A 17,906-nucleotide genomic window follows, 5' to 3' on the forward strand; every position below is an offset into this window, starting at 1 on the left:
ACTGGAATACCGGAGGACCTGAATGCCGAGCGCCCGCGAACGTATCGAAAGACAAAAGGCCAGCCCGTCGCTGCTCAGGCTTCACCGTGCCCTCAGCCGTCTCAGCTCTACCGTCACCATGATGAACACCGGCGCTCATCCCGATGACGAGCAGAGCGGCCTGCTTGCGTATTTCCGCCTCGGCCTCGGCATGCGCGTCATCGTCGCCTGCTCGACGCGTGGCGAAGGCGGGCAGAATTCGCTCGGGCCGGAGCGCCTTGGCGTGCTCGGCATGATGCGCACCCGCGAAATGGAAGAAGCGGCGCGCGCACTCGATGCCGACGTCGTCTGGCTCGGCCATGGCCCCGACGACGAGGTGCATGATTTCGGCTTCTCCAAGGACGGCGACCAGACCTTCACCCGCTGGGGCGAGATGCGAACGGTTGAACGGCTGGTGCGCGCCTATCGCAGCGAACGGCCGGACATCGTCATTCCGACCTTCCTCGATGTCCCCGGCCAGCACGGCCACCACCGCGCCATGACCCGCGCCGCCGAAAAGGCGATCAGGCTTGCCGCCGACCCGCAGGCGTTCCCGGAACATTTCAAGGAAGGCATGAGCCCCTGGCAGGTGGCGAAGTATTATCTGCCGGCCTGGTCGGGTGGTGGCGACACCTATGACGACGAAGTGCCGCCGCCAGATGCGACGGTTGTCGTCGACGCGCCCGGCCGCGAGCCGGCGACCGGGGTGGAATATGACCGCATCGGCGAATGGTCGCGCTATTACCATGCCTCGCAAGGCATGGGATATTGGCCGAATACACCTAAGACACGCTGGCCGCTGCACCTGCTGCTGGCCGCCAACGGCACAAAGGCCGAGACGTCGGTGCTCGACGCGCTGCCGGCGACGCTCGCCGATCTTGCCGCATCACGCGACCTCTCCTATGAAGCCGCGCAGGCACTGAAGGCCGCCGGTTTGGCCGTCGACAAGGCCATCGCCGCATTCCCACACGCCGATGCCATCATCGCAGCCCTCACCGAAGCGGCTGCCAAGCTTGCCGCTGCCCGCAACAGTGCATCGCCCGCCTTCCTCGAGCTCAATCGCCACCGCCTCGACCACAAGGCGCGCGAGATCGACGCCGCCTTGATCGAAGCCGCCGGCATCTTCGACCGCGCGACGCTGTCGCCGTCGGCAATGTCGCCTGATGAGACGGCTGAACTCACTGTCGATCTGGCCCCCGCCGGCGACAGTCGTTCTGTTGAGGTCGAAGCTGTCCTGCCCAATGGTGTCACGGCCAGGGCGGAGACCATCACCGGACGACGGCGCAGCCTGAAGATTGTGGCTGCAGCCGACGCCGCCTACACAAAACTCTATCCGCCGTCATGGTCAGCACTTGGCGGCAATGGTGACGCCCATGTCGTCATCTCGGCGACGTTCGGCGATCATACCGCCCGCGCCACCTATGACCTCGAGGAGCCATTTGCCGTGCTGCCGGCAAGCTCGGTCGTGATGGAGCCCGAAGCGCTGATCGTGCCGCTCGACGGCACCAGACGCGAATGGCCGGTCAAGCCAGTGGTCGCAGGCAAGGATGCGCCCGTCTCGCTCAACATGGAAGACGGCTGGTCACTCGCCCAGGCGGAAGGTGGCCAGGTCATCCGCGCTCCCGAGACACGTGTTGCCGGGCTAACCACCATCACGCCGCTGGTCGGCGGCAGGCCGGCATTGCGGCTGTCCCCGATTGCCTATTCGCATGTCGGCCGCGTCACCCATCGCCAGCCGGAAGCGCTGCGCGTGCTCACGCTCGACCTCAAGCTCCCGCAAGGCGCTGTCGTCGGTTATGTCGGCGCAGGCGCCGATCGCGTCGGCCTTTGGCTGTCGCGCATCGGGCTCGACGTCACCGAACTCGACGCCAAGGCGCTGGCCGGAGACCTCAGCCGCTACACCACCATCGTCGTCGGCATCTTTGCCTTCGGCATTCGCAAGGACTTGGCAGCAAGCACCGAGAAGCTGCACCGCTTCGTTGAAAATGGCGGCCACCTTGTCACCCTTTACCACCGCCCGACCGACGGTTGGGATCCACTAGCGACGCCGCCGAGGAAACTCGAGATTGGCTCGCCGTCTTTACGCTGGCGCGTAACGGATCCGACCGCCGAGGTTACGGTGCTGGTGCCGGACCACGTCCTGCTCAAGGGGCCGAACAATATCGGCCCGCAGGACTGGTCCGGCTGGAACAAGGAGCGCGGGCTCTACTTCGCCGCGCGCTGGGACGAGGCCTACCAGCCGCTTCTGGCGATGCACGACACCAACGAACAGCCGCTGATGGGCGCTCTGGTCTCTGCTGAGATCGGCAAGGGCCGCCATACCCATACCAGCCTCGTCCTGCATCATCAGATGGACAAGCTAGTGCCGGGAGCATTCCGCCTGATGGCAAATCTTGTCCAGCCAGCCTGACCAGCTGTTGCCGCGAGCGGAAGAGGAGCGGCAGAAGGCCAACCGCGAGGGCATCGTCTGGGTGCTCGCCGACATGCTGCTGGTCTCCGGCGGCATGACGGCGCTCGTCAAGGCGCAAGGCCTCGTCTATCCGGCGTTCCAGCTCGTCTTCGTCAGGGCGATGATCGGGCTGCTGTTCATCCTGCCGCTGATCTGGCGCCATCGTCACCACATCCGCCACACCAGGCATCCCTGGAAGAACATCTCACGCATCAGCTGCAACGCGGTCGCATTGACCAGCCAGTTCATGGCCTACACGCTGCTGCCGCTGGCGGTGGTCAACGCGCTGAGCTTTTCCAGGCCGCTCGTCACCATGGCCATGGCGGTGGCCTTCCTCGGCGAGACCGTTTCGCGGCTGCGCTGGGTGGGTGCCGCCTTCGCCTTCGCCGGCGTGCTCGTCATGCTGGCGCCTGGCGGCGTCGAGTGGAATCTCGGTCTGCTTGCAGTGTTTGCCACGGTCGTCTTCGGCTCGCTCGCCATCATCCAGACCCGCATGCTGCGCGACGAAAACACCACCGTGATGATGGTCTTCTACACCGTCGGCCTTGCGGTCATCACCGCTGTCCCGGCCATCTTCGTCTGGCAGCCGGTCAAGACCTTGGACTGGGTGCCCCTGCTCGCCATCGGACTTCTGGCGCAGGCCGGACAATATTGCTTCCTGCGCGCCTATCGCCTTGCCGACGCGAGCGTGCTCGCGCCGATCGGCTATCTCTCTATCGTCGTCACGACTGCCGCCGGCTACGTCTTCTTCGGCGAAGTGCCCGACCAGCGCATCGTCATAGGCGCAATCGTCATCCTCGTCGCGTTGCAGACTACCGCCTATCTCGAACGCCGCGCCAAGCGGAAGTAACCTCCGCCAGATCCGGGAGCGTCCTGTTCCCGGAGGCGAGGGAAATCAACCCCAGGCGGCTCCGTCGAGGGCATTGAGCGGGAATTTGAGATAGCGCTCGCCATTGGCTTCGGGCTCGGGAAGCCGCCCACCATTGATGTTGATCTGGAGTGCATGCAGGATCAGCTTCGGCATCGGCAACGTGGCGTCGCGCCCATTGCGAAACGCCACGAAGTCCTCTTCCCGCTCATAGCGCGTCAGGTGAATGTTCTGGCTCTTCTGGGCGGCAACGCTGCTCTCCCACAACGGGGCGCGTCCGCCAGGCTGGTAGTCATGGCCTACAAAAATACGGGTGTCGCCAGGCAGCGCCATGATGTCCTGGATCGTCGACCACAACGCATTGGCGCTGCCGCCGGGGAAATCCGTCCGCGCGGTGCCACTGTCCGGCATGAAGACGGTGTCGTGGACGAAAGCTGAATCGCCGACGACATAGGTGACGGATGCCAGCGTGTGACCGGGCGAGAACATCACACCCGTCCTGATGTCGCCGATCTCGAAGGTGTCGCCCTTGTCGAACAGGCGGTCCCATTGCGAACCGTCGGTGCGGAGCTCAGGCCAGTTGTAGATGCCGGCCCAAAGTTTCTGCACGTCGACGATGCGCGCCCCGATCGCCGTCGGCGCACCGGTCGTTGCCTTCAGATAGGACGCCGCCGAGAAGTGGTCGGCATGCGGATGGGTATCGAGGATCCACTGAATTTCCAGATCCTGGTCGCGAACATGGTCCAGCAGCTTGTCGGCGTTGACGGTTGCGGTTGCGCCCGATTTCTCGTCGAAGTCGAGGACCGGATCGATGATCGCGCATTTTCGGGTTCGCGGGTCGGAGACGACATACTGCACCGACCAGGTGCGTGGGTCGAAAAAGGCGGCGACGTCTGGTCTTGCCATCTCTCAAGCCTCGGCCATTTCGGCAGCGCGCGGATAGAAGATCGCACGGCTGGCATCGAAATCGTAGCGCTCCTGATACTGCACCGCGTCCGAAGCCAGCTTCAGCACCGCATCGAGGATGAACTGCACTTTCTCTTCCGGCAACAGCACGCTGAAGTTGAGCCTGACAAAACCCGGCTTGCTGATCTCGTCGCCGGCCAGGATCGCTTGGCGCATGCGCTCAGATTCCGTCTCGCCGATCGACAGCAGGCGATGGACATAGGGTCCGGCGCAGGCGCAGCCACCACGCGCCTGGATGCCGAAACGATCGCTGAGCATGCGGGTCACCAGTTGCTGGTGAACATAGCTGCCCTTGCCGTCCCTGACCCGGAACGAAAAGATCGGCAGCCTTTGCGGCTCCAGCGCACCGAGCAGCTCGATGTTGCCGGCGCCGTTCCAGGCCGACATGGCGCGGCTGGTCAGTTCGGCATTGCGAGCCCGCATCGCGTCCGCGCCGAGCGCTTCCTTGACCAGGAAGGCTAGGGCCGCGCGGATGTCGCCGACCACGTTGGGCGTGCCCGCCTCTTCCCGCGCTTCCAGGCTGGTGCTGTAGTCGTGGCCCGAGGGCGAGACGAACTTGACGGTGCCGCCGCCCGGCCATGACGGCTTGTCAGTCATAACCGCATCGCGGCGGACGATCAGCACGCCCGAAGCGCCCGGACCGCCGAGGAATTTGTGCGGCGAAATGACCACGGCATCGATTTCGGCGCCTGATACCGGCGACATGGCGATCGGCATGTAGGGTCCGGCACCGGCGTAGTCCCAGACGATCTTGGCGCCAGCCGCTTTCACCTGACTGGTGATGGCAGCGACATCGGCTATGATGCCGGTGACGTTGGAGGCAGCCGAAAACGCGCAGACGGTGAGGTCAGCTTCCCATTGCAGCACTTCGTCCAGTGCGACGAGATCAGGTCCACCGGCAGCGCATTCGGCGATCTCGATCACCTCCGCCCCGCTTTCGCGCCAGGGCAGGATGTTGGAATGGTGCTCGTAGGGGCCGATGATGACACGGACCTGCTTGCCGGCAGCAACCGCATCGGTAACGCCCAGAAGCTTGACCAGCCGATTGATGCCGGCCGTCGCGCCCGATCCGGCGAAGATGACCGCATGCCTGTCGCTCGCGCCGCAGCACTCGGCGATCGCCGCGCGCGCCTCGCGGCGTAGGCGGGTCATCATGCCGCCGCAGTAGGAAGCCTCGGTGTGGCTGTTGGCATAATAGGGCAAGACTTCCTCGAGCACGAAGCGCTCGATCTGCATCAGCGCCCGGCCCGATGCGACATAGTCGGCATAGACCATGGGCTTGAGACCGAACGGCCCGTCGATCTTCGCGTCCTTGCCGACAAGGCCGCTGCGCAGCTCCGCGACGACGTCACGTACGGCAAGGCACTCCTTGAACTTGTCCAGCAAGCCGGTGCCGCCAGGCTTTTCGCAGCGCTCGATCTTCATCGAATCTCTCCCGCAACAAACTCAAGGCGATTCTAATCGGATGTGGGAGATGAAACCTCATCATTTTCGCGCGACTTTGCGGTCAACTTGGGTCATATGATCTGAATCATGGAAAAAATGGACGAAATCGACAACAAGATTCTGGCGTGCCTGCAAAAGGACGGTGCGATCTCGCAGCGCGACCTGGCCGAGCGTGTCGGGCTGTCGCAAAACGCCTGCTGGCGCCGCCTGCAGCGGCTCAATGCATCCGGCCTGATCCGCGGCACCCATGCCGACATCGACCTTGCGGCACTCGGCTACGACCTGACCGTGTTCGTCATGATCCGCACCCGCCACCACTCCAAGGAATGGGCGGACAATTTCCGCAAGCATGTTGAACGCATGCCCGAGGTGACCGACTTCTATCGCATCGGAGGCGACTGGGACTATTTGATCAAGGTGGTGACCAGGGGCATGTCGGGCTACGACGCCTTCTACCAGAAACTGATCACCAACTTCGACCTGGCGACGGTGACCGGTTTCTTTTCCATGGAAGCGATCATCGAAAACCGCGCCGCGGATCTGGCCCGGCTACGCTGACCAGCACTCAGAGCACAGTGTCGAGCATGGTCTGACGGCCGCCGGACAGCCAGAAGGCGGCTTGAGCGTTATTCAGTCGTTCTTGCCACGCGTTTCCTCAAGGAACGACACCAGCGCGCGGCCGGCGCCGAGAATGTGGTCGCGGGTGAGCTCGGCTGCCTTGTCGGCATCGCCTTCGATGCAGGCGTCGAGGATGCCCTGGTGTTCGCGCCGGGCGCGATTCATGCCGTCGGTCAATGTCAGCTGGGCGCGTAGATAGCGGTCGATGCGGTCAAGCGAGGCGCGCACGATCTGCAGATAGTAGGGCCGCCGCGCCGCCTCATAGAGGCTGTAGTGGAAGTTGCGGTTGATCTCGCCCCACTTGGCCGAATTGGCTTCGCTGTCGAACGCCGCGCAGTAACGCCGGGCCATATCAAGCGTCTTCGCGTTCATGTTGGGCACGGCAAGCCTGATGACTTCCGCCTCGATGAGCGCGCGAAACTCGAAGATCTCCTCAATCTCCTCGATCGACAGGCCGGCGACGACCGCGCCCTTGTAGCGCTGGGTGGTGATCAGGCCGTTCTGTTCGAGCCGAGACAGCGCCTCGCGCACCGGGATGCGGCTGGTGTTGAACAGCGAGGCGATCTGGTCCTGCCTGAGGTTTTCGCCCTCCGCGAGTTCGCCTTCGATGATCGCCTTGCGCAGCGCCTCGTAGACGATATCGGCCGCCGATGCGGCTTGCCTGATATCGACGGTCTCCAGTTTCATTGCGGTCCAACCTTGCAGGATTGCGGCAAACGGCCAAGGCTCGGTGATAGGTGCTGTGGCAGCAGGGGGCAACATGCCCAGCATTTTCTTCCCGCACAATTGCATATTCCAGATTGTATATTGGATCCGATTTTTCTATGGGTGCAAGATCCGCATGACCGAGGCACGATGTGCGGACCCGGCATCGTGGCGGCAGGGAACATAGCGAATTCGCGAGGAGGCGAAGGATGCGCACAAGCAAGGTGATCCACGTCGTGTCGTGCCACGCCGAGGGCGAGGTCGGCGACGTCATCGTCGGTGGCGTTGCGCCACCGCCCGGCAACACTTTGTGGGAACAGCGGCGCTTCATCGCCGAGGACAGGACGCTGCGCAATTTCGTGCTCAACGAGCCGCGCGGCGGCGTGTTCCGCCACATCAATCTTTTGGTGCCGCCGAAGGACCCGCGTGCCGCGATGGGCTTCATCATCATGGAGCCGGAAGACACGCCGCCGATGTCGGGCTCCAACTCGATCTGCGTTTCGACAGTGCTGCTCGACAGCGGCATCGTGCCGATGCAGGAGCCGGAGACCCGCTTTTCCCTTGAGGCGCCGGGCGGTCTTGTCGAGATCGTAGCGAGTTGCCGCTACGGCAAGGCCGAGCGGATCACCGTCACCAATGTGCCGTCCTTTGCCGACAGGCTGGATGCAAAGCTCGAAGTCGAGGGCCTGGGCACGTTGACCGTCGACACCGCTTATGGCGGCGACAGCTTCGTCATCGCCGATGCGAAGGCGCTGGGATTTTCCGTCACGCCCGACGAGGCGCGCGAGTTGGCCGAAACCGGCATCAGGATCACGCGCGCCGCCAATGATCAGCTCGGCTTCTCGCATCCCGAGAACCGCGAATGGGACCACATCTCCTTCTGCCAGCTGGCGCTTCCGGTCGAGGAAAGGGACGGCGTCCTGCATGGTCGCAACACCGTCGTCATCCAGCCTGCCAAGCTCGACCGCTCGCCGACGGGCACCGGCTGCTCGGCACGCATGGCCGTGCTGCACGCACGCGGACTGATGAAGGTCGGTCAGCGTTTCAGCGGCCATTCGATCATCGATTCGACCTTCGATTGCCGCATCGTCGGCGAGACGTCAGTCGCCGGCCGGCCGGCGATCATTCCGGAAATCTCCGGACGCGCTTGGATCACCGGCACACACCAGGTGATGCTCGATCCCGACGATCCCTGGCCGGCAGGCTACCGGCTCGCCGACACCTGGCCGCGAAAGCAGTAGGGTCAGGTCTCGGAGATGATGCGCGTGGTGCCGACCCAGAGCTCGCGCGCCGGACCCGGGCCGACGTTGCGGGCACGATGCGGCAGCGAAGCAGGGAAATGCAGCGTGTCACCGGCCTTGAGCAGGTACTCCTTGCCATCGATCTCGTAGAGCATCTCGCCCTCGATCAGATAAAGAAAGTCCTCGCCCTGATGGGTCGTGATCTCCGAGGCATAGCCTTGTGGCATGTGGGTGATGCAGCCATTGAGCTGGGCACCTGGAAAGCCGCGTTCGAGCAGTTCATAGACCCGCTCCTTGGTCTCGACATTGTAGCTGCGGCGCGCACCGGCATGGGAGACCATCGAGTGGGCATGTTCCGGCGGTTGCGACAGGAAGGTGTCGACGCTGGTCTCGAGCGCACTGGCGACATTGTAGAGCGAAATCAGCGACGGCGTCGAAATCCCGCGCTCGATCTGGCTGATGAAGCCCTCGGTCAGGCCCGCCTCGGCCGCGACCTGCTTCATGGTCTTGCCGATCAGCTTGCGGCGCGCCCGCAACATCTGTCCGATCGAGTGGGTGGCAGGCATGTCCTGATGCGCCGCGTCCCCGTTGCCTGCGGCCACGTCATCGATATCGAGGGGCATCACTGTCTTTCCGCTTGACTTCACAATTTCGATGAACTTTAGTCCAGCTAAAGTTGGTAACGCAAGCCAGATGGCAGCCGCGCCGCCGCTTTGACGGGGAACTACACAATGCCTTCGCGGCTATCCGGACGCAAAGAAAATTGTCCTGCAAGATTGGATAAAATATCCGAACTGGTCGTCGAGGCGTAGCGCCGGCATTGCCGGCAGGCCAAGAGGAGGAGAAGACATGAAACGCTTTTTGCCGCTTTTGCTCGGCGCAGCTCTGGGATTTGGCGCCGCAACGTCGGCTTTGGCGATCGAGCGCGGCGGCTCGATGACCTTTGCCCGTTATGACGACTCCACCGTCATCGACCCGGTCTGGGCCGACCGCAATCCCGACCTGTGGATGATCACCAGCCTGTATGAGACGCTGCTGCGCAACGGCGCCGACGGCGCGATCGAGGCCGGCCTGGCCGAAAGTCACGAGGTCGCCGCCGACGGCAAGTCGATCTCGCTCAAGCTGCGCGACGGCCTGAAGTTTTCCGACGGTTCGCCGATCTCGGGCGACGACGTCGTCTTCTCATTGGACCGCGCCCGCAACCCCGACGGCCCATGGGGCGGCCTGCTCGGCTCGGTCGAGAAGGTGACTGCGGACGGCGCAACAGTGACGCTGTCGCTGAAGCAACCCGACCCGACAATCCCCTCGATCCTCGCCACCTTCAACACCGGCATCGTTTCCAAGGCGGCCTTCGAGAAGGCCGCGGGCGCCAACGACCAGGAAAAGGCCAAGGCCTATTTCGACAACAACCCGGTGACCTCTGGCCCCTTCACCATGAAGGGCCGCACCGCCGGCAGTTCGATGAGCTTCGCAAGGAACCCGAACTACTGGCGCGACGGCGAGGACGGCAAACCGCTGCCCTATCTCGACGAGGTCGATTTCGTCGTCATCCCCGACGACGCTACCCGCATCCTCAAGCTGCAGGCCGGCGAGGTCGATGTCGCCGAGTTCATTCCGTTTGCGCGGGTCGGCGAGCTCGGTGCCGACGCCAAACTGAAAATGGAGCTCTTCCCCTCGACGCGCATCATCTACGCGCCGATCAACACGCGCGAGACGCTCAACGACGGGGCCAAGAACCCGCTCGCCGACGTCAAGGTGCGGCAGGCACTGAACTACGCCACTGACAAGAACATGCTGATCAAGCTGGTGACCTTCGACACAGGCAAGCCAATGACCTCGCTGATGTCGGCAGCAACCCAGCTGCACTATGGACCGGAGCCGCTCTATCCCTACAACCCGGAAAAGGCCAGGCAGTTGCTGGCTGAAGCGGGCGCCGATGGCGGCCTCGACATCACCTTCACCACGCTCGCAGGCAGCGCCGACGACGCCACGCTGTTCACCGCGCTGCAGCAGATGTGGGCGCCGCTTGGCGTCAATCTGAAGGTCGAGCAGGTCGACAACCCGACGCGCGGCGCCAAGAACCGCTCCGGCGAGTTCGACATCCACACCTATGGCTGGGCCAACGACGTCAACGACCCTGCCCAGGTCACTGGATGGCTCGGCTATTACAAGCAGCGCCAGGCCGTCGGCACAGGCTGGAACAACCAGGAATTCAACACGCTGTTCGAGGCGTCGAACTCCGAGGTCGATCCAGCCAAGCGCAAGGACGAATACAAGCGCATGCAGGAAATCTACGCCGCAGAAGCGCCGCTGCTCTTCCTCTATGAGACGCCCTTCGCAGTCGCCGTGTCGAAGTCGGTCGAGAATTACGTCCAGACCCCGCTCGGTGCTAACGACTTCTCGGAAGCCTGGCGCGCCAAGTAACCCAAGCGTGACCGCTGCGCGCCGGACGGGCCATCCGTCCGGCGCGCCTGTTTGCAAGGCGAGTGTTTCGAGGCGAAGCCAATGCCCTCTCTCTCATATCTCGTGGCGCGGCTGCTGCAGATCATCCCGACTTTCCTTTTGGTCATGGTCTTCATCTTTCTGCTCGTGCGCATGCTGCCCGGTGACCCAGCCATCGCCATGGCCGAGGCCAAGGCGACCGATGCGCAGGTCGAGCAGATCCGCCGCAATCTCGGCCTCGACCAGCCGCTACCGGTGCAGTTCATTGTCTTCGTCAAGAACACGCTGTCGGGTGATCTCGGCCGCTCGATCATGATGAAGGCGCCGGTGAGCGAGGTGATCCTCAGCCGATTGCCGACCACCATCTTCCTGTCGCTCTACGCCGTTGCACTTGCTGTGCTCCTGGCCGGGCCACTCGCCTTTCTTGCCGCCATGCGCGCCAACACCACGACTGACGTCGTCATCCGCGGCGTCTTCCAGGTCGGGTTGTCGATGCCCGTGTTCTACATCGGGCTGGTGCTTTTGACCGTGCTTGCCGCGCAGTTGCGCTGGTTCCCCGTCGGCGGCTATGGCACGACCTTCCTCGGCAATTTGCACCATCTGATGCTGCCGGCGTTGAGCGTGGCACTCTACACCTCCGCCATCATCGTCAGAAACCTGCGCGCCTCGCTGATCGAGGTGCTCGACGCCGACTATGTCCAGTTCGCCCGCGCCAAGGGGCTTAAGCCGCGCATCGTCATGACCCGCCACGTGCTGCGCAATGCGCTGGTCTCGACGGTGACCCTGCTCGGCCTGTCGATCGGCAACCTGATGAGCGGCACGCTGGTGACCGAGACGGTGTTCGCAATTCCCGGCGTCGGCCGGCTGATGCTGGAAGCGATCTTTGCCCGCGACTATCCGCTGATCCAGGGCTTGACCTTGACCTTCGCGGTGATGGTCTCGGTCGTCTTCCTGCTCACCGACGTCGTCCAGTCGCTGCTCGATCCGAGGCTTCGCAAGTCATGAGTGCACTCGGTCACACTTCACAGCGCAGGCCAAACCGCTTGCTGGCCTTCCTCGGCCGTGCCTTCGCCCGGCCATCCTTTGTCATCGGCTTCGCCATCATCGCCTGTTCGATCCTGCTGGCGCTCTGTCCGCAGGTCTTTGCACCCTACGATCCGCTCGCCTTCGACATGACGGCGATCCAGCAACCCCCGAGCCTCGCCCATCCATTCGGCACCGACAATTTCGGCCGCGACGTTCTTTCACGCGTCATCTGGGCCTACCGTGTCGACATGCAGATGGCGCTGTTTGCGACCATCTTCGCGCTGACCATCGGCGTCACGGCGGGCGCCTTCGTCGGCTATTACGGCGGCATCGCCGACACCATCTTCGGGCGCTGCGTCGATGCCATCATCACCTTCCCGTTCCTGGTGCTGGTCATCGCCATCGTCGCCGTGCTCGGGCCGGGCCTGGTCAACATGTACATTGCCATCACCATGGTGAACTGGGTCTATTACGCCCGGCTCACCCGCGCCGAGATCATGACGCAGAAGGCCAACGACTACGCTGCCGCCGGCCGTGTGCTCGGCTTTTCCGACCGCCGCATCATCTTCCGCCACCTTTTGCCCAACGCGATTTCGCCTGTAATCGTCTACTGGATGACAGACATGGCGCTGGCCATCCTGCTCGGCTCCTCGCTCGGCTATCTCGGCCTCGGCGCGCAGCCGCCGGCGGCCGAATGGGGCGTGCTGATTTCGGAGGGGCGCAACTTCCTGCTCACGGCCTGGTGGATGAGCCTGATGCCGGGTGTCGCCATCGTGCTCACCGGCCTAGGCTTCAGCCTGCTCGGCGACGCGCTGGCCGACCTGCTGCGAGCGAAGGGGCGCTGAGATGTCCGTATCAGGGCAACATACGGTGCTCGAACTGCGCCACCTCAGAACCGAATTTGGTTCGCGAGAACAGCCGCTGATAGCCGTCGACGACGTCTCCTTCAGCGTCAAGGCCGGCGAGATCCTCGGCCTCGTCGGCGAATCCGGCTCGGGCAAAAGCATCACCTTGCGCTCGATCCTCGGCATCGTCCGTCCGCGTGGCCGCGTCGGCGGCGAAATCCTCTGGAAGGGCCGCGATCTCGCAGCGCTCGACGAAGCGGCGTTGCGCAAGGTGCGCGGCCGCGAGATCGCAATGATCTTCCAGGAGCCGATGTCTTCGCTCAATCCGCTGCTCACGGTGGGGCTACAGATCTCCGAAAACCTCGCCGCCCATACCGACCTCGACGCCCGCGCCCGCAAGGCCAAGGCAGTCGAACTGCTTGAGATGGTCGGCATCCCCGCTGCACGCAACCGGCTCGGCGACTATCCGCACGAGTTCTCTGGCGGCATGCGCCAGCGCGTCATGATCGCCATCGCGTTGGCGTCGAACCCGCAGCTGCTGCTCGCCGACGAGCCGACGACGGCGCTGGACGTTACGATCCAGGACCAGATCCTGCGCCTGATTCAGTCATTGAGCCGCGATCTCGGCATGGCGGTGATCCTCGTCACCCACGACATGGGCGTGGTGGCGCAGACCTGCGACCGGGTGGCGGTGATGTACGGCGGCAGGCTGTGCGAACTCGGAACGACGACCCAGGTGATCGGCGACGCCCGCCATCCCTATGCGCTGGGTTTGCTGCGTTCGATCCCGCGCGACGTCGCCCCGCGCACGCCGCTCTATTCGATCCCCGGCGCACCGCCGTCACTCAGCGCGCTGCCTCCGGGCTGCGCCTTCACCGCGCGGTGTCCGGTCGCCGGGTTGGAATGCGGCGATGTTCGTCCCCCGCTTGCCGCCGTCGGCCAGCATCACCAGGTGGCCTGTCATCGTCGCGCCGAGGCGCTCGCTCACTTCCGTCAACACGAGGCGGCGTCATGAACATGCTGACCATGGAGCCGGCCAGCCCGCTGCTATCCATCCGCGACCTCACCATGCGCTTCGAAAAACCGCGCTCGCTATCCGACGTCATCGCCCGCCGCCCGCGCCAGGTCGTGTCGGCGCTCAACGGCGTCGATCTCGACGTAATGCCGGCCGAGACGCTCGGCATCGTCGGTGAGTCCGGCTGCGGCAAGTCGACCCTGGCGCGCTGTATCGCCGGCCTGCATCGGCCAAGCGGCGGCGACATTCTGTTCGAGGGCGAGAGCGTCGGCGGGCTCAAGGGACTGAAACGCCGCGCCTACAACAAGCGCGTCCAGATGATGTTCCAGGACCCCTACACCTCGCTCAACCCGCGCATGACGGTGCGCGATACACTGTGTGAGGCGATCTCGGTGCACAGGATGCGCGAAGGCGCTGCCATCGAGCGGCGCATAGACGAGTTGCTCGATCTCGTGCGCCTGCCCGAGGGTGCCGCCGACAAGTACCCGCACGAATTCTCCGGGGGGCAGCGCCAGCGCATCGGCATCGCGCGTGCGCTGTCGCTCGAGCCGGTCTGTCTCGTCGCCGACGAGCTTGTGTCAGCGCTCGACGTCTCGGTGCAGGCGCAGGTGGTCAATCTTTTGCTTGAGCTGCAGGACAATCTCGGACTGACGGTGCTGTTCGTTGCGCATGATCTCAGACTGGTGCGCCACGTCTCGCATCGGGTCGTGGTAATCTATCTCGGCGCCATCGTCGAGGTCGGCCCGTCCGAGGCGCTGTTCTCGCGGCCGCGCCATCCGTATTCGCAGGCGCTTCTGGCTGCGGCACCGTCGCTCGATCCGGCCGACCGCAAGCGCGCGCCGGCGCTGTCAGGCGAGTTGCCGAGCCCGCTCGACATCCCGCCGGGCTGCCCGTTCCATGTGCGTTGTCCGCATGCCGCCCAGCGCTGCCGTATCGAAAAGCCGGTGCTGCGACCTGTCGGCGCCGGTATGGCCGCCTGCCATTTCGCCGAAACCATATCAGCGGCGTGACCGCGACCATCTGCAGATCAAGGACAGACGACATGACACCGACCGACAGGCTGGACATGACCGGCCGCGTTGAAGCGCTGCGCCACAAGCTCGCCGAAGAAGGGCTCGACGGCTACGTCGTGCCGCGCTTTGACGAGCACCAGAGCGAGTATTGCGCGCCACATGACTGCCGGCTCGCCTACCTCACCGGCTTCACCGGTTCGGCGGGCGTCGCGATCGTCATGCGCGACAAGGCGGCAATCTTCGTCGACGGCCGCTACCAGGTGCAGGTGCGCGACGAGGTCGATCTCGGCACCTTCACCGTCGAGCATTTCCACGATGCGCCGCTGAAGGATTGGCTGGCGAAGAACATAGATGAAGGCCAGCGCGTAGGCTTCAATGCGATGCTTTTGCCCTCGACCTGGGACCAGGATTGCGGTCGCGCCGTGGAAGCAGCTGGCGGGAGCTGGGTCGCGACCCCGGCCGATCTCGTCGATGCGATCTGGCCAGACCAGCCGGAAAAGCCGCTGGGGTCGATCATGGCTTTCGGTCGCCAGTATTCCGGCGAGAGCGTTGCGGACAAGAAGCGTCGTATCGTGGAGTTGGTCGCGGCGCAGGGCGCCGACTTCCTCGTCGAGGCCCAACCCGACAACATCTCCTGGCTGCTCAACGTGCGTGGCCGCGACGTGGCGTTCAACCCGATGCCGCATTCCTTCCTGATCCTCGACAAGGACGGCCGCACCGAGTGGCTGGTCGACCACCGCAAGCTGCCCAACGATCTCTCCGATTTGGAGCTCGACGGGGTCGCAATCGCCGAGCCGGCGCGCCTTCTGGAACGCGTCGCGGCCTTCGCCGAGGGGCGAACAGCGCTCGTCGATCCCGGGTTCGCACCGTCGGCGGTTGTCCATGCGGCGCGTGACAGTGGCGGCGAGATCAAGCTGACCCGCAGCCCCATCACACTCGCCAAGATGGAAAAGAATGACATCGAGCTGCAAGGTTTCCGCGACTGCCATCAGCAGGATGGCGCGGCCTGGGTGCGTTTCCTGGCCTGGCTCGACCGCTACGGCCGCACGCGCGAAAGCCAAGGCATGCCGGTGAGCGAATTGGAGGCCGAAGAGCGCATCCTGACCTATCGCCGCGACAGCAGGCTGTTCGTCGAGCCGAGCTTCCGCACGATCTCGGCCTCCGCCGGCAACGCTGCCATGTGCCACTACAACGCCACCATCGAGACCAACACGCCGATCACCTCGGCCGATGTCTATCTGCTGGACAGCGGCGGGCAGTACCTGACCGGCACCACCGATGCCACGCGTACGACGGCATTGGGCAGCATCAGCCCGGAAATCCGCCGCGCCTATACGGCCGTGCTCAAGGGGCTGATCTCGATGCTGACGTTGAAGTTCCCGACCGGAACCTGCGGGCACCAGATCGACGCCTTCGCCCGGCGCCCGCTCTGGGACCTCGGCCTCGATTACGACCACGGCACCGGGCACGGCGTCGGCCACTTCCTGTCGGTGCACGAGCAGCCACAGCGTTTCGACAAGCGGGTCAACGAGATTGCCTTGCGGCCCGGCATGGTTACCACAATCGAACCCGGTTACTACAAGGCGGGAGAATACGGCATCCGGCTCGAAAACCAGGTCGAGGTTGTCGCGGCGGGCGACGGCTTCATGGCCTTCAAGAGCCTGACGCTGGTGCCGCTCGACCTGCGCCTCGCCGACATCCAGTTGCTGACCCCGCCGGAGAGACGATGGCTCGACCGATATCATGAGGTGGTCAGGTCGGCGCTGAGCCCCTTGCTCGGCCGCGATGACATCGAGTGGTTGCAACGCATGTGCACGCCCTGCGAGGCCGCCATCTGAACCGACCGCGACCAGTCCATTCACAAGCCGATCACCCTGACGGCGCCCGGCACAGGCCTCCAATTGGAGGCCTGTTTGCGTTTCGGGCGTAAGTGCTCGCGCGAATGCATGTGCTCTCCATCGCCGCGCCAGCGTGCATGGCAGGCACGGGCCGCCTCATCGCTCGCATGCTGTCCTGAAGCCACGGCTCGATATTTTGCCCGCCCTCGACCCAGGTCCCCTCGACTTTTTTCGCCGGCTCCAGGGCCAAGTATCTTGAAAGTTGGCCAACGCTGACGGCTTCTGCCATGCAGAAGCCGAGAGGCGGAGCCGTCTTTGCAGGGCGCCCAAGGCTCAAGTTTTGAGGAAGAGAGAACAATGAAACTGTCATATCTTGCATCCGCGAGTGCCCTTTGCCTGGGCCTCGCTCTCAGCTTCGCAACAACATCAGCAGCAGAGGCTGCCGCCAACTGCATCAAGGGTGACCGCAAGGCGCCCTATACTATCGGCTGGGCCAACATCTATTCGGTTCCGACCTGGATGAAGCAGACCCAGGGCACGCTCGAAGCCCAGGTCGAGGACCTGAAGAAGCAGGGCCTCGTCGACAAGCTCGTCATCACCGACGCCCAGGGCGATGCCAACGTCCAGATCCAGCAGATCCAGTCCATGATCGATTCCGATGTCGATGCGATCATCCTCATCGCCGGCTCGTCGACGGCTCCGGCGCGCGTGCTTGCCGATGCCTGCGCCAAGGGCATCGCCATCATCAACTTCGACAGTCTCGTCGATACCGACCAGGTGACCGCCAAGGTCAATACGGATTCGGCCCAGTGGGGCGAACAGGCGGCCAAGTTCCTCGTCGAGCAGATGGGCGGCAAGGGCAACATCCTGGTGCTCAACGGTCCGGCCGGCGTTTCGGTCAGCGACGACCGCCGCAAGGGCGCGACGCCAGTGCTCGAAGCCAACCCCGACATCAAGATCCTGGCTGAGACCAACACCGCCTACAACGTCGCCCCGGCACAGGAAGCCGTCACCAGCCTGCTGTTTGCCAATCCCGAGATCGACGGCATCCTGTCGCTCGGCGGCGCGCTTTCGGCGGGTGCCGTGCTGGCGCTCGACAAGCAGGGCCGCACGCAGGTTCCGATCACCGGCGAGAACGCGCGCCAGTTCCTCGAACTGTGGAAGGAAAAGGACCTGAAGGGCTGGGCCACCATGCAGCCCAACTGGCTCGGTGCCTTCGCCACCTGGCTTTCCGTTCAGGCGCTGGAAGGCAAGGACGTGCCGGCCTTCGTCAAGATCCCACTGCCGGTGATCGACAACGCCAACATCGGCGACTATCTGGCGCGCGCCGGCGATTTCCCGGCCGACGGCTACATCTATTCGCCCTACGATCAGGCCCTGTTCGAGAAGATCCTCGCCGCGAAGTAAGTTCCAGGG

General features: G+C 64.1%; 15 protein-coding genes. 11 read left to right on the plus strand and 4 right to left on the minus strand.

What is annotated here, in order from left to right; translation table 11 throughout:
• Positions 1-22: 22 nt before the first annotated feature.
• Positions 23-2,428 carry a PIG-L family deacetylase gene (locus SLT36_RS28135; protein WP_432288898.1) on the plus strand — a complete coding sequence of 802 codons (2,406 nt, stop codon included), beginning with the start codon at positions 23-25 and terminating at the stop codon, positions 2,426-2,428.
• Positions 2,412-3,317 carry a DMT family transporter gene (locus SLT36_RS28140; protein WP_432288899.1) on the plus strand — a complete coding sequence of 302 codons (906 nt, stop codon included), beginning with the start codon at positions 2,412-2,414 and terminating at the stop codon, positions 3,315-3,317. Before SLT36_RS28135 ends, SLT36_RS28140 begins: the two co-directional genes overlap by 17 nt.
• 45 nt (positions 3,318-3,362) lie before the next feature.
• On the opposite strand, the gene SLT36_RS28145 is transcribed toward SLT36_RS28140, so the two are convergent.
• Together SLT36_RS28145 and SLT36_RS28150 are read right to left on the minus strand one after the other, a co-directional pair.
• On the minus strand, positions 3,363-4,241 hold the full coding sequence (locus SLT36_RS28145; RefSeq protein WP_432288900.1) for an MBL fold metallo-hydrolase: 879 nt from the start codon (positions 4,239-4,241) through the stop codon (positions 3,363-3,365).
• Between the two features lie 3 nt (positions 4,242-4,244).
• A complete protein-coding gene (locus SLT36_RS28150) occupies positions 4,245-5,726 on the minus strand; it encodes an aminotransferase class V-fold PLP-dependent enzyme (protein ID WP_432288902.1) in 1,482 nt (493 codons plus the stop codon).
• 108 nt (positions 5,727-5,834) lie between these two features.
• Between SLT36_RS28150 and SLT36_RS28155 the strand changes: the two genes are divergently transcribed.
• Positions 5,835-6,305 carry an Lrp/AsnC family transcriptional regulator gene (locus SLT36_RS28155; protein WP_432288904.1) on the plus strand — a complete coding sequence of 157 codons (471 nt, stop codon included), beginning with the start codon at positions 5,835-5,837 and terminating at the stop codon, positions 6,303-6,305.
• 72 nt (positions 6,306-6,377) lie between these two features.
• Here SLT36_RS28155 and SLT36_RS28160 read toward each other — a convergent pair whose 3' ends face one another.
• Complete coding sequence (locus SLT36_RS28160; RefSeq protein ID WP_432288905.1) at positions 6,378-7,052, minus strand: GntR family transcriptional regulator; 675 nt, start codon at positions 7,050-7,052, stop codon at positions 6,378-6,380.
• Between the two features lie 227 nt (positions 7,053-7,279).
• Here SLT36_RS28160 and SLT36_RS28165 point away from each other — a divergent pair, with 227 nt between their 5' ends.
• Positions 7,280-8,311: a trans-3-hydroxy-L-proline dehydratase gene (locus SLT36_RS28165; protein ID WP_432288907.1), complete on the plus strand. Its 1,032-nt coding sequence runs from the start codon at positions 7,280-7,282 to the stop codon at positions 8,309-8,311.
• 2 nt (positions 8,312-8,313) lie between these two features.
• Here SLT36_RS28165 and SLT36_RS28170 read toward each other — a convergent pair whose 3' ends face one another.
• Positions 8,314-8,934 carry a helix-turn-helix domain-containing protein gene (locus SLT36_RS28170; protein ID WP_432288909.1) on the minus strand — a complete coding sequence of 207 codons (621 nt, stop codon included), beginning with the start codon at positions 8,932-8,934 and terminating at the stop codon, positions 8,314-8,316.
• Between the two features lie 226 nt (positions 8,935-9,160).
• On the opposite strand from SLT36_RS28170, the gene SLT36_RS28175 reads away from it, so the two are divergent.
• The 7 genes from SLT36_RS28175 to SLT36_RS28205 all read left to right on the plus strand — a co-directional run bounded on the left by SLT36_RS28175 (position 9,161) and on the right by SLT36_RS28205 (position 17,897).
• Positions 9,161-10,735, plus strand: a complete 1,575-nt coding sequence (locus SLT36_RS28175; protein WP_432288911.1) for an ABC transporter substrate-binding protein — start codon at positions 9,161-9,163, stop codon at positions 10,733-10,735.
• Positions 10,736-10,816: 81 nt separating this feature from the next.
• Complete coding sequence (locus tag SLT36_RS28180) at positions 10,817-11,758, plus strand: ABC transporter permease (protein ID WP_432288912.1); 942 nt, start codon at positions 10,817-10,819, stop codon at positions 11,756-11,758.
• Entirely contained in the window at positions 11,755-12,624 is an 870-nt protein-coding gene (locus tag SLT36_RS28185) for an ABC transporter permease (protein ID WP_432288914.1), read from the plus strand. Before SLT36_RS28180 ends, SLT36_RS28185 begins: the two co-directional genes overlap by 4 nt.
• A gap of 1 nt (position 12,625) precedes the next feature.
• Positions 12,626-13,639 (plus strand): ABC transporter ATP-binding protein, encoded by a 1,014-nt coding sequence (locus SLT36_RS28190; protein WP_432288915.1) that lies wholly within the window; start codon positions 12,626-12,628, stop codon positions 13,637-13,639.
• On the plus strand, positions 13,636-14,649 hold the full coding sequence (locus SLT36_RS28195; protein ID WP_432288917.1) for an ABC transporter ATP-binding protein: 1,014 nt from the start codon (positions 13,636-13,638) through the stop codon (positions 14,647-14,649). The genes SLT36_RS28190 and SLT36_RS28195 overlap by 4 nt, the downstream gene beginning before the upstream one ends.
• 32 nt (positions 14,650-14,681) lie before the next feature.
• Positions 14,682-16,490, plus strand: coding sequence for an aminopeptidase P family protein (locus tag SLT36_RS28200; protein ID WP_432288919.1), 1,809 nt, complete (start codon positions 14,682-14,684; stop codon positions 16,488-16,490).
• Positions 16,491-16,847: 357 nt separating this feature from the next.
• Positions 16,848-17,897, plus strand: coding sequence for an ABC transporter substrate-binding protein (locus SLT36_RS28205; protein ID WP_432288921.1), 1,050 nt, complete (start codon positions 16,848-16,850; stop codon positions 17,895-17,897).
• The last annotated feature ends 9 nt before the right edge of the window (positions 17,898-17,906 follow it).

This window comes from Aminobacter sp. BA135 (assembly GCF_050859125.1).
Taxonomy (GTDB): Bacteria; Pseudomonadota; Alphaproteobacteria; order Rhizobiales; family Rhizobiaceae; genus Aminobacter; species Aminobacter ciceronei.

What these genes read in the sequence shown, in the direction of transcription:
- SLT36_RS28135 (WP_432288898.1), top strand. Translation starts at nt 23, where the DNA reads ATGCCGAGCGCCCGCGAACGTATCGAAAGACAAAAGGCCAGCCCGTCG.
- SLT36_RS28145 (WP_432288900.1), bottom strand. Translation starts at nt 4,241, where the DNA reads ATGGCAAGACCAGACGTCGCCGCCTTTTTCGACCCACGCACCTGGTCG.
- SLT36_RS28150 (WP_432288902.1), bottom strand. Translation starts at nt 5,726, where the DNA reads ATGAAGATCGAGCGCTGCGAAAAGCCTGGCGGCACCGGCTTGCTGGAC.
- SLT36_RS28155 (WP_432288904.1), top strand. Translation starts at nt 5,835, where the DNA reads ATGGAAAAAATGGACGAAATCGACAACAAGATTCTGGCGTGCCTGCAA.
- SLT36_RS28160 (WP_432288905.1), bottom strand. Translation starts at nt 7,052, where the DNA reads ATGAAACTGGAGACCGTCGATATCAGGCAAGCCGCATCGGCGGCCGAT.
- SLT36_RS28165 (WP_432288907.1), top strand. Translation starts at nt 7,280, where the DNA reads ATGCGCACAAGCAAGGTGATCCACGTCGTGTCGTGCCACGCCGAGGGC.
- SLT36_RS28170 (WP_432288909.1), bottom strand. Translation starts at nt 8,934, where the DNA reads ATGCCCCTCGATATCGATGACGTGGCCGCAGGCAACGGGGACGCGGCG.
- SLT36_RS28175 (WP_432288911.1), top strand. Translation starts at nt 9,161, where the DNA reads ATGAAACGCTTTTTGCCGCTTTTGCTCGGCGCAGCTCTGGGATTTGGC.
- SLT36_RS28180 (WP_432288912.1), top strand. Translation starts at nt 10,817, where the DNA reads ATGCCCTCTCTCTCATATCTCGTGGCGCGGCTGCTGCAGATCATCCCG.
- SLT36_RS28185 (WP_432288914.1), top strand. Translation starts at nt 11,755, where the DNA reads ATGAGTGCACTCGGTCACACTTCACAGCGCAGGCCAAACCGCTTGCTG.
- SLT36_RS28190 (WP_432288915.1), top strand. Translation starts at nt 12,626, where the DNA reads ATGTCCGTATCAGGGCAACATACGGTGCTCGAACTGCGCCACCTCAGA.
- SLT36_RS28195 (WP_432288917.1), top strand. Translation starts at nt 13,636, where the DNA reads ATGAACATGCTGACCATGGAGCCGGCCAGCCCGCTGCTATCCATCCGC.
- SLT36_RS28200 (WP_432288919.1), top strand. Translation starts at nt 14,682, where the DNA reads ATGACACCGACCGACAGGCTGGACATGACCGGCCGCGTTGAAGCGCTG.
- SLT36_RS28205 (WP_432288921.1), top strand. Translation starts at nt 16,848, where the DNA reads ATGAAACTGTCATATCTTGCATCCGCGAGTGCCCTTTGCCTGGGCCTC.